The organism is Mesorhizobium sp. M1342 (genome assembly GCF_040317955.1).
GTDB lineage: Bacteria > Pseudomonadota > Alphaproteobacteria > Rhizobiales > Rhizobiaceae > Mesorhizobium.
Genome location: NZ_JAMYLI010000009.1, coordinates 82,501 through 94,225 on the forward strand (window position 1 = coordinate 82,501; position 11,725 = coordinate 94,225).

8 protein-coding genes (1 of these 8 cut by a window edge) are annotated in these 11,725 nt (G+C 63.3%); 1 reads left to right on the plus strand and 7 read right to left on the minus strand.

Features of this window, described 5'->3' with window-relative positions:
• Positions 1 to 1,856 carry the 3' portion of a M23 family metallopeptidase gene (locus tag NKH06_RS11275; RefSeq protein WP_352867443.1) on the plus strand. It extends 112 nt beyond the left edge of the window, so the window shows 1,856 of its 1,968 coding nt (coding positions 113–1,968); its start codon lies beyond the left edge, outside the window; it ends in the stop codon at positions 1,854 to 1,856.
• Positions 1,857 to 1,862: 6 nt separating this feature from the next.
• Here NKH06_RS11275 and NKH06_RS11280 read toward each other — a convergent pair whose 3' ends face one another.
• The 7 genes from NKH06_RS11280 to prfA all read right to left on the minus strand — a co-directional run bounded on the left by NKH06_RS11280 (position 1,863) and on the right by prfA (position 11,717).
• On the minus strand, positions 1,863 to 3,422 hold the full coding sequence (locus NKH06_RS11280) for an MFS transporter (RefSeq protein WP_352893077.1): 1,560 nt from the start codon (positions 3,420 to 3,422) through the stop codon (positions 1,863 to 1,865).
• A 220-nt stretch (positions 3,423 to 3,642) separates the two neighbouring features.
• Entirely contained in the window at positions 3,643 to 5,148 is a 1,506-nt protein-coding gene (locus tag NKH06_RS11285; protein ID WP_352675611.1) for a L,D-transpeptidase family protein, read from the minus strand.
• Positions 5,149 to 5,296: 148 nt separating this feature from the next.
• Positions 5,297 to 5,662: an MmcQ/YjbR family DNA-binding protein gene (locus NKH06_RS11290; protein WP_352675609.1), complete on the minus strand. Its 366-nt coding sequence runs from the start codon at positions 5,660 to 5,662 to the stop codon at positions 5,297 to 5,299.
• 57 nt (positions 5,663 to 5,719) lie between these two features.
• Positions 5,720 to 8,326, minus strand: a complete 2,607-nt coding sequence (gene clpB / locus NKH06_RS11295) for an ATP-dependent chaperone ClpB (RefSeq protein ID WP_352893078.1) — start codon at positions 8,324 to 8,326, stop codon at positions 5,720 to 5,722.
• Between the two features lie 219 nt (positions 8,327 to 8,545).
• Complete coding sequence (locus tag NKH06_RS11300; RefSeq protein ID WP_352893079.1) at positions 8,546 to 9,469, minus strand: DUF4167 domain-containing protein; 924 nt, start codon at positions 9,467 to 9,469, stop codon at positions 8,546 to 8,548.
• Positions 9,470 to 9,772: 303 nt separating this feature from the next.
• Positions 9,773 to 10,645, minus strand: a complete 873-nt coding sequence (gene prmC / locus NKH06_RS11305; protein WP_352893081.1) for a peptide chain release factor N(5)-glutamine methyltransferase — start codon at positions 10,643 to 10,645, stop codon at positions 9,773 to 9,775.
• Positions 10,638 to 11,717 (minus strand): peptide chain release factor 1, encoded by a 1,080-nt coding sequence (prfA, locus tag NKH06_RS11310; protein WP_352675599.1) that lies wholly within the window; start codon positions 11,715 to 11,717, stop codon positions 10,638 to 10,640. Before prfA ends, prmC begins: the two co-directional genes overlap by 8 nt.
• Positions 11,718 to 11,725 lie beyond the last annotated feature (8 nt).

Here is an 11,725-nt window from a genome sequence, read left to right on the forward strand (position 1 = left end):
GAACATTTCTCACTGGCGTGACCTCGAGCGTGCTGATGGGCGTGGCGCTGTTCGCCGCCCTTGACGGCCGTCAGCAGCTGGCCACCCCACCCGAGATCGCCGAGTTGATCAGCCTTGCCGGCAACGGGGATTCCGGTGAAGTCGCCAAGACCACCAGGCTGGTGGCGCCGCGTCAGATCGCAAAGGCCAAGGACCGCCGCCGCATGGAAGTGTCGATGGTCACCAAGGTCGGCGACCGCGACGTCATCCACACCATGCCTTTCGTCCAGATCAAGATGGCCCTTGCCGCCGGCCACACCACCAGCCGCGCCTACCCACCCTTCGACCCGATGCAGGTGTTCGGCGACGACAGCGACGACAATGCCCAGCCGGCGACGGCCTCTGCCGCTTCCGGCCAGATCTACGGCGCCAAGGTCGAAAGCGAGATGAGCCTGAAGACCATCGATTTTCCGATCGAAACGGCTTCCTTCGACGAAAAGAGTGACCTCTCCGCCGACGAGGTGGAAAAAGTGGTGCGCGAAGCCGGCACCGACCTCAGCGACGGCGCCGTGCAGGTCGCTTCACTTCACTATGTCGACCCGCAGCGATTCGGCGAAGCTTTTGCCGAGAGCATGGCGGGCTCCTACGACGTCAAGATCGTGCCGGAAAATGTCTCGGTGGCGCCCCGCGCCACTGTTGACGACCAGGCGCCGGCTTTCGCCGAGGAAATCATCCCCTTCACCAAGGATCTCGACGTCACCGAGGCTTTTGCTAATTCGGGCTACACGGGTGAAGATGCCACCGGAATGGCCGAAGCCATCGCCAAGTTGCTCAACGCAACGGCGCTCAAAGCTGGAACCGTGCTGCGTGTCGGTCTTGAGGTTCACGGCGATGCCGCCAAGGTCGTGCGCACCAGCGTCTATGACCGGACCCAGCACATCGTCACCATCGCGCTCAACGATCGCGGCCAGTATGTGCCGGCGCAGGAACCGGATCCGAACCCCGAATTGCTGACGGCCTTCGATGATTCGTCGGCGCCCGTGGTGGTGCGCGGCAACCTGCCCAACGTCTATGACGGCATCTACCGCGCCGCCTATTCCTACGGCATGTCCAAGGTGATGACGCAGCGGTTGATCAAGTTGCTGGCGTCCGACGTCGACTTCCAGTCCCGCCTCAGCCCCGCCGACCGCATCGAAGTCCTGTTCTCGCAGCCCGACGGTGACGACCAGACCTCGGACAGCTCCGAGCTTCTTTACGTCTCGGCGACGTTCGGCGGCCAGACCCGCAACTTCTACCGCTTCCAGATGCAGGACGGCGGCACCGACTATTTCGATGAGGACGGCTCGAGCGCCGAGCAGTTCCTGTTGCGCAATCCCCTGCCCGCCGGGAAATTCCGCTCCGGTTTCGGCGCCCGCAGGCATCCCATCCTCGGCTATGTCCGCATGCACACCGGCGTCGACTGGTCCGCGCCGATCGGCACGCCGATCATCGCCGCCGGCAACGGCACGGTCGAGAAGGTCGGCTGGGCCGGCGGTTACGGCAAGCAGATCATCATCCGCCATGCCAATGGCTATGAGACATCATACAATCACCAGAGCGCTTTTGCCAAAGGCATCGAACCGGGCGTGCACGTCCGCCAGGGCCAGACCATCGGCTTCCTCGGCCAGACCGGCCTCGCCACCGGCCCGCATCTTCACTACGAACTGATCGTCAACGGCACCAAGGTTGATCCGATGCGTGTCCGCCTGCCGGTCGGCAAGGTGCTGAAGGGCGATGACCTCGTTGCCTTCAAGCGCGAGCGCGAGCGCATCGACGAACTGCTGAAGCAGGAAGACAGCGATTCGCTGAAGGTTGCGAGCGCCAAGATCGACGGTTGACCCGCTTCAGCCTTGCTGATCTTCGGCCTGTCGCGACCATGGCAATCGCTCACCGGGAATGGTCGTCCAGGCGATGACAGCCGCAAACAGGCAAAGCAGCGCGGTCACCGAAGAGACCGCGGCAAAAGCGGCGTCGCTGGCGGCGAGCCTCGCCGCATCGATGGCCGGCCCAAGCCCGGCTGGCGCCGGTTCACCAAATCCTGGGATGCCCGGCGTTGCGCTCGCGTCCAGCGCATTCGCGTAAACCCATGCGGCAAGCGAGCCCATCGCCGCCACCGCGATCAAACCGCCGATGCGTGAGACGGCATTGTTGATGCCGGAGGCCGCCCCCGTGTCCTTGTCTTCCACCGCCGTCATGATCGCGGTCGACAAAGGCGATACGACCAGAGCCATGCCGAGCCCCATCAGCCCCATCAGCGGGAATGTTCCGGTCCAGAAATTATGGATACCGGCGTAGGTGAGCAAGGCCAGCCCGGCAAACGCGAAAGCCACTACCAGGCTGCCGCAGGCGATCGGAAAACGCGGTCCGATCCGGTCCGACAGCTTGCCGACAGGTCCCGACAAAAGCGCGATCGCTGCCGACAAAGGCAGGAAGATGAAGCCGACCTCGGCCGTGCTCAGCCCCCAGCCGGCGATCAGCAGCATCGGCAGATAGAAAAGGTTGGCCGATAGCGCGAAATAGAGGAAGAACGTCGCCACATTGGCACCGGCGAAAGCACCGACACGAAACAGGCTGAGGTCGATCATCGGCTCACGCTGCCGAAGCTCGAAGAAGATGAAGACAGCCAGCAATACGACGCCTGCGGCAATGCTCGGCCCTGCCATGAGGCCCTCGCCGCTGGCGCTCATCGAGGTCAGCCCATAGGCAAGCGCGCCGAAGGCCAATGTCGCGAGCGCTGCACCGCCGAGATCCAGGCTGCGTTTCTCCGTCGGCGTATCGGCTGGAACCTTGGCCAGCAGAAGCCAGATCGAAATAAGCCCGAGCGGCAGGTTGATGGCGAAGATCGCCCGCCAGATGCCGTCGCCGAAGGCCGACAGCACGAAACCGCCGAACACCGGGCCAAGTGCCGTGGTCAGCGCTGAAGCCGCCGCCCAGATGCCGATAGCGCGGCCGCGTTCTTTCTTCGGGTAGGCCTTGGCGATGATGGCGAGGCTGCCGGGCACCATGATCGCTGCGCCAATGCCCTGGACGGCACGAAATGCGATCAGCACAATGGCATTCGGCGCCAGCGCACAGGCAAGCGAAGCGACGATGAACAGCGCAATGCCGGCCACGAAGGCGCGGCGTAGGCCGAATCGGTCGCCGGCGGCACCCCCGGCCAGGATCAGCGCCGACAGCGTCAACGCATAGGCATTGGAAATCCACTGCGCCTCGGCAAGGCTGGCGCCGAGGTTGACGCGGATCGCCGGTGTGGCGATGGCCAGGATCGAGCCGTCTATGAAGCCAAGCGCCGAGGCCAGAATTGCCGCGATCAGCACAAATCGCCGCTGCGACTGCGGACAGAACGTCCCATTCCTGACCGGGCTGGTCAGCGGGACGGCGGCAGCTTTACTCGGTGAATGCATGAAATCTTGCTTAAACCCCTAGCGCACCGGCAACAACCAGCCAGTGGCTTGCTGTCGCTGAAACCAGCCGTTTGGCCAGGTCGCACTCTGTCAGGGCGCAAATGGCACAGTCATGCTGGCGCCGTTACACGCAGCCGGCGGGGATTTCGGTGAGGCAACCACTTGAAAGCTCGGTTTCATTCTGATCGTGCATCTGGTCTATGCCGCCGCACTTCACAGTTCACTGCTGCGCAAAATCATCGGCTGAAGGTCCGCCGACAAACTCCACCGTCACACCCGGCGACACCAGCTTGGCCAGTTCACGCGCATCCCAGTTGGTCAGGCGCACGCAGCCATGGCTTTCGGTCTTGCCGATCTTCGACGGATCCGGCGTGCCATGGATGCCGTAGGTCGGCTTGTCCAGGGCGATCCAGACCGAGCCGACCGGGCCGTTCGGGCCCGGCGGAATGGTCAGGACCTTGTCGTTCTGGCCCTGCTTGAAATTGATGCTGGGGTTGTAGGTGTAGTTCGGATCGAGCGCGACGCGCGACACCGTGTGTATGCCGGACGGTGACGGCGTGTCCGATGAGCCGATGGTTGCGGGATAGGCCGCGACCAGTCTGCCGCCGGCATCATAGGCGAAAACCTCTTTCTTGTCCTTGTCCGCGACGATGCGGGCCACCGGCGTCGAAACCAGTTTTCCGAAATTGGCGACCTTGATGGTTGTGCCGGGACGATTGAAATCGACGTCCGGGTTGAGCGCTTTGAGATAATTCTCGTCCATGTGGAAGCGCTCCGCGAGCGCCTCGGTCACGGACGTATAACCCATGCGGTCGAGTTGCGCCTTCTGGCTGTAGTCTTCCGGGATCGACGCGACATAGGGACCGGCCGCATCCTCCGCTGTGATCGTGTAGTTGGCGAAGGCATCGCCGCCGGATTGCGCAAGTGCCGCCTGGATGGCGACCGCGTCGGTCGATCGCAGATTGGCGCCGGTGATCTGGTTGTAGGCAGCGAGCGCCTTGTCGACATTCGAACCGAAACGCCCGTCGATGACGCCAGGCGAAGCGCCACCCCGGTCGAGCAGCACCTGAAGGGCGGCGACATCCTGGCGCGCTCCCAGCGAAAGTGCTGGGGCAACAGTGGCCTTGTCGTCAGCCTTTGGTGGCAGAGCCGCCTGATCGGCGGGTATCGCCGGCTGGGCAGGGTCTATCGAGGCCTCGTTCAGCGGCTGGCGCTTGATGGTGCCCGGCTTCGCCGGCTGCGGCGCGTCGGGATAATTGTCGTCGTAGCTGCCATCGTCCTGCGGTGGGGGAGGATAGGCTTCGACGGAATTGTCCCCATAGGGATCGTACTCGTCCGCCGGCGGCGGGATAACGCGGCCTTCCTCTTCCAACTGCTGGCGGCGGAACCGCGCCATGTCTTCCGGATCGTCGAGATAGTAGCGGTCGTCGCCGTCGGGGGCGCGGCCCAATTCGCGCAGTCGTGTCTCACGGCGCAGGGCACGACGGTCGAGCCGGGTCTGCGGCGGCTGGATGGCGATGACCTTGCCGGTATCGGCATCGACGATGACGCGGTTGCCTCTAGCGTCGTAGTAGATGTCGAGATTGCCGTCCTGGGCGATAAGGATGCCCCCGGTATCGGCGGCACGGACAATCGGTGGTGCGCTGTCCTGCGTTGGGGCAGCGATTGCATTGGCAGACAAAAGCCCGCCGGCAAGTACCGAAAGGGTGAAGATCGTACGCAGCATAGTGGCGAAACTCTCCGGTCCGTAATTGCCGCCGCCCGGCATTGTTCTCTGGCGAAGCCCCTCGCCAGCAAACCAGTTACCCACCATATGGTTCCAACATGAACCGGGCATGAAGATGGCGGTTTCCCGGCACCTCGACGAATATTGGCTAGCCTGCGGCAAGCCCCAATTCCTTGCGCGCCTGCTTCGTCAGTTTCAGGGCAACAAGGCGATGGCTCTCGCGCAGATAGTCTTTCAGCGCAGCATCATCCATGCTCTGGCTTGTCCGACGCTGGATCCATGTCATGCCGCGCGAGGCAAGATAGGGCGCTGGTCGCAGGCCCGGCTGCTCCTTGAGCACATCATAGGCGATTTCGGAGCATTTGAACGTGACGAAGAGCTGCTGGCCCTGGTCCCAGCCGCCGATCGCGAAGACCTTGGCTCCGACCTTCCAGACATGGGCTCCGCCCCACTGGACGACATGGCTCGTCGCAGGCAGCGATGCGCAGAAGCTGTTATAGTCGTCCAGCGTCATCCCCGCCCCCGTTTATATGAAAAAGCCGCGCGTCCAGGATGGACGCGCGGCTTTGGATCAGGCTGCCACTTCCGCCGCCACAATCGTCGGTTTCGAGCGGAAGTTCAGCCGATCGGAACCGGCTGTCACCTTGACGGTCGAGCCGTCGAGGATGTCGCCGAGCAGGATCTTCTCCGCCAGCGGGTCCTGCAATTCCTTCTGCATCACTCGCTTCAGCGGTCGCGCGCCATAGGCAGGGTCGTAGCCCTTGGCGGCCAGCCAATCGACCGCCTCCTGGTCCAGCGAAAGTGTGATCTTGCGATCGACAAGCAGGCTCTCCAGCCGCTTGAGCTGGATCTCGACGATGCGGCCCATATCCTGCCGGCGCAGGCGGTGGAACAGGATCACCTCGTCGACGCGGTTGAGGAACTCCGGCCGGAACGACGCCCTGACGACACCCATCACCTCGTCGCGAACCAGATCGACGTCCTGATCCTCGGTGAGATTGACGAGATATTCGGCGCCCAGGTTCGACGTCATGATGATCAGCGTGTTGCGGAAGTCGACCGTGCGGCCCTGCCCGTCGGTCAGGCGGCCGTCATCGAGCACCTGCAACAGCACGTTGAACACATCGGGATGCGCCTTCTCGATCTCGTCGAACAGCACGACCTGATAAGGCCGGCGCCGCACCGCTTCGGTCAGCGCGCCGCCTTCCTCATAGCCGACATAGCCGGGAGGTGCGCCGATCAGCCGGGCGACCGAGTGCTTTTCCATGAACTCCGACATGTCGATGCGCACCATCGCGCTCTCGTCGTCGAACAGGAAGCTCGCCAGCGCTTTGGTCAATTCGGTCTTGCCGACGCCCGTCGGTCCGAGGAACATGAACGAGCCGATCGGCCGGTTCGGATCCTGCAAGCCCGCGCGGGCACGCCGCACGGCCTTCGAGACAGCTTGCACCGCCTCGCCCTGGCCGACGACGCGCTTGCCGATCTCATCTTCCATGCGCAGCAGCTTGTCGCGCTCGCCCTGCAGCATCTTGTCGACCGGAATGCCGGTCCAGCGCGAGACGATATGGGCGACATGATCGGGGGTGACCACCTCTTCGACCATGCCGGCTTTGCCGTCCTGGGTTTCGGCCTCCTTCAGCTTCTTTTCCAGCTCCGGGATCTTGCCATAGGCAAGCTCGCCGGCGCGCTGGAATTCACCCTTGCGCTGGGCAATGGCAAGGTCGTTGCGCGCCTCGTCGAGCTGCTTCTTCAGATCGGCGGCCAGCCCGAGCTTCTGCTTTTCGGCCTGCCATTTGGCGGTGATCTCGGTCGATTCTTCCTCAAGGCCGACGAGTTCCTTTTCCAGGCGGGCAAGCCGATCCTTCGAGGCGTCGTCCGTCTCGACCTTAAGCGCCTCGCGTTCGATCTTGAGCTGCATGATGCGGCGATCGATCTCGTCCAGCGCCTCGGGCTTGGAATCGACCTGCATGCGCAGCCGCGATGCGGCTTCGTCGACCAGGTCGATCGCCTTATCCGGCAGGAAGCGGTCGGCGATGTAGCGGTTGGACAGCGTCGCCGCCGCCACCAGCGCCGAATCCGAAATGCGCACCTTGTGGTGCTGCTCGTACTTCTCTTTCAGGCCGCGCAGGATCGAGACGGTGTCTTCCACCGTCGGCTCGTCGACGAACACCGGCTGGAAGCGGCGGGCAAGCGCTGCATCCTTCTCGACATGCTTGCGATACTCATCGAGCGTGGTGGCGCCGACGCAGTGCAACTCGCCCCGCGCCAAAGCCGGCTTCAACAGGTTCGAAGCATCCATGGCGCCATCCGCCTTGCCGGCGCCGACCAGCGTGTGCATCTCGTCGATGAACAGGATGATGTTGCCGTCGGCCGAGGTGACTTCGGAGAGCACGGCCTTCAGCCGCTCCTCGAACTCGCCGCGATATTTGGCGCCGGCAATCAGCGCGCCCATGTCGAGCGCCATCAGCTGCTTGTCCTTCAGCGATTCCGGTACGTCGCCATTGACGATGCGCAGCGCCAGGCCCTCGGCGATCGCCGTCTTGCCGACGCCGGGTTCGCCGATCAGCACGGGATTGTTCTTGGTGCGGCGCGACAGCACCTGGATGGTGCGGCGGATCTCGTCGTCACGGCCGATCACGGGGTCCAGCTTGCCGGCACGGGCATCCGCGGTCAGGTCGCGCGCGTATTTCTTCAGCGCGTCGTAGCCCTGTTCGGCACTCGCCGAATCGGCGGTGCGGCCCTTGCGGACATCGTTGATGACCTGGTTGAGCGCCTGCGCGGTGACGCCGGCCTTGGCCAGTATGTCGGCGGTCTTGGCCGATTTCTCCATGGCGAGCGCCTGCAAGAGCCGCTCCACCGTGACAAAGCTGTCGCCGGCTTTCTTGGCCAGTTCCTCGGCGGTCGAAAACACTTTTGCCAGCGGCTGCGCCAGATAGAGCTGGCCATTGCCGCCCTCGACCTTGGGCATCGCTTCGAGCGCCGTCTCGACGCCAAGCTTGACGTCGCGGGCGTTGCCGCCGGCGCGTTCGATCAGCGACGCGGCCAGGCCCTCATCGTCGTCGACGAGCACTTTCAGGATATGTTCAGGGGTGAATTGCTGGTGGTTGCGGGAAAGTGCCATAGTCTGCGCGGCCTGGATAAAGCCGCGCACACGCTCTGAGTATTTCTCGAGGTTCATATCTGTCTCCTTCCATCACCGGCCCGCTTTGCGGCACCGGATCCGATTGCGGTGACGGACCCGCCCGGTCGAGCCGGGTCCAGTTGAGGCTGATATGGTGCACAAGCTCCGAACCCTCAAGACGTCTCGATATCGGCAACTTCATAATATTGCACGGCCGCCCAAACGAAAACGGCGGAGATTTCTCCCCGCCGTTCCATGTCTTGAGGTGCCGTTCGATCAGTTGTCGATATCGACATTGACCGGCTGGGCATTGCCGCTTTCGACTGGGGCCGCCTCGGCACTTTCGCCACCGCCATCAACCTGATCGGCGTTCACGCGCGGGCGGCGCGGACGACGCGGACGACGGGCAGCCCCGCTTTCGGCGGCCGCCTCGTTGAGTTCGGCCTGGGCGGCAAGACCTGCCGGGGAAAGATTCTCGAACGACGGAGCCGGTTCGGCCGGCGCTACAGATTCGGTCGGCGAAACGGCTTCGCCCTGAACCGGGGTCTCGTTGCCCTGGGGCTGACCACCTTGTTCCACGGGTGAACCAAAGTCGCGCTGGCCGTTCTGGCCATAACCGCCATTGGGGCGACGATCGCGATGGCGCCCGCCATTGTTGTCGCGGCCACCATTGTTACGCCCGCCATTGTTATCGCGGGCCTCGCGGCCACCTTCCCGGTTGAGCGCAACCTCGGCAGGCGTCCCTTCGATGACCGGCTGCGGGCCGGCGCCATGGTTGATCACCGGGATCTGGACGTCGGAAACAGTGTTGCTGTTGTTGTTGCCGCCATTGTCGAAATCGTCGCGATCCTCGTCGCCGTCATCGTCGAAATCATCGCGATTCTGCTGCGCGTTCTGGATCGGCATCTGCGCCTGTGCGGCCGCGATGATGCGATTGTAGTGCTCGGCGTGCTGGAGATAGTTCTCCGCCATGACCCGGTCGCCGGAGCTGTGAGAATCGCGGGCAAGGGTGGCGTATTTTTCGGCGATCTGCTGAGCCGAACCGCGGATCTTCACATCCGGGCCATTGCTCTCGTAGTTGCGCGTCAGGGGATTAGGCCCCTTGCGGTTGTTGTTGTTATTGTTGTTGTTATTGTTACCACCGCCGCCGCCACTATTGTTGCGACCGCGCATGCGCCTGTTCTGCTGTTGTGGCCTCATCAAACTCTCTTCATTTTGAAATTTTCGAAAAACTCTTCACGAACGGAGGCGCTCATGCAGCCAGCCGTTTCGTCTCTTCACCGGCGTTCGCCCGCATCGATTGCGTTGGCGCCACGTGCCATCCTGTTCCGGTTACATCACTTGCCGGACGATTCCCGCACGAAGCTTGGGCATCGTTTGCGCAAGAAGGCAGCTATTTCCAAGGAAAACCGAATCGCTAAGAGCACTGCCTGCTTCGTCTCATCCGGTTAAGGCGACCCTAGCCGCATTCCCCGGCATTGCCAAGCGCTTTTTTGCACTGCGTCAAGGCTTTATCCTTTCAAAGACAACAACCCTGTCGTTTCCACCGAGGTCACGAAAAGCACCGCCCGGCCCATAGCCGGCTGCAGCGAATATCTCGCAGACCTCGTTGCGTTGCGTTTGGCCGATCTCGACCGCAATCCTGCCTTCAGTTTCCAAAAACCTTGCCGCTTCCGCAGCGATGGTTCTGTAGGGGTTCAGACCGTCCGCGCCGCCATCCAGGGCCAGGCGCGGGTCGAAATTGCGGACTTCGTCCTGCAGATTTCCAATGTCTTCCGTGGTTATATAGGGAGGGTTTGCGACAATTACATGGTACCGGCCGGAAACTTTTTCGAACCAGTCCGACTGCAGCGTCGTGAACCGGCCTGCAAGACCCAGTTGCCCGGCATTGCGCGCCGCCGTCACCAGCGCACCCGCGGACAGGTCGACGCCCGTGGCGTTAGCCGTCGGCACGACACTGAGCAGCGCCAGCGCAATGGCGCCGGTGCCGGTGCCAAGATCGAGGATGCGGCACCCGCCTTCCCGCGCCGCAACTACCTTGACGAAGGGCAATATCGCCTCGACCAGCGTTTCGGTATCCGGCCGCGGCTCCAGCGTTTCCGGCGACAGCGACAGGCGCAAACCGTAGAATTCACGATAGCCGAGGATGCGATGCACCGGTTCGCCGCTAGCGCGACGTCTCAAGGCGGCATCGATTTCGGCAACAACGCCGGCGCCGAGCCTGCGTTCGGGGTCCGCAATGGCTTGCGTGCGCGTCGTGCCCGAAAAATGCTCGACGATCAGCCGCGCATCGAGCGCCGGGTCGTCGACGGTAGCGCCGAGCCGAGCCCGCGCTTCCCGCAGCAGCGGCCCGAGTGCATCGGGCAGGTCAGTCATCGATGCCGATGTCGGCGAGCAATTTCGACTGGTGATCGGCGATCAGCGCGTTGATGATCTCATCGAGTTCGCCCATCATTACCCGGTCGAGCTTGTACAGCGTCAAATTGATGCGGTGGTCGGTGACGCGGCCTTGCGGGAAATTATAGGTGCGGATGCGTTCCGAGCGGTCACCGGAACCGACCTGCGACTTGCGCGATTCGGAACGCTCCTCGTCAGCCTTGCCGCGCTCCAGATCATAGAGCCGGGCCCGCAGGATCTGCATGGCCTTGGCGCGGTTCTGATGCTGCGATTTCTCCGCCTGCACGACCATGATGCCGGTCGGCAGATGGGTGATGCGGACGGCCGAATCGGTGGTGTTGACGTGCTGGCCGCCCGAACCCGAGGCGCGCATCGTGTCGATGCGGATGTCTTCGGCCCTGATGTCGATGTCGACCTCTTCGGCTTCTGGCAGCACCGCGACGGTTGCCGCCGAGGTGTGGATGCGCCCGCTCGCCTCGGTTGCCGGCACGCGCTGCACGCGGTGCACGCCGGATTCGAACTTCAGGTGCGCAAAGACGCCCTTGCCGGACACGGTGGCGATGATTTCCTTGTAGCCGCCGGCGTCACCATCGCTGGCCGAGGCCGTCTCGAAACGCCAGCCGCGTTCGGCGGCGTAGCGCTCATACATGCGAAACAGGTCGCCGGCGAAAAGCGCCGCCTCGTCTCCGCCGGTGCCGGCGCGGATTTCGAGAATGGCGTTCTTGTCGTCGGCGGCATCCCTGGGCAACAGCAGGATCTGAATGTCCTTCTGCAGCGCCTCGATGCGGTCTTCGACCTCCGGCAGCTCGGCCTCGGCGAGCGCCCGCATCTCGGCATCGGTGCCCTTGTCGGCAAGCATGGCTTCGAGATCGGCCTGCTCATGCTCGGCCAGGCGCAGCGCCCTGACCTTGGCAACCATGTCCTGGATTTCGGCATATTCGGACGCCATGCGCACATAGGCATCCGGCGCCGGGCCGGCCGACATCTGCGCTTCGAGCATCTCGAAACGCTTGACGACTTGATCCATACGATCGCGGGGCAAATTGACCATGATGAGGC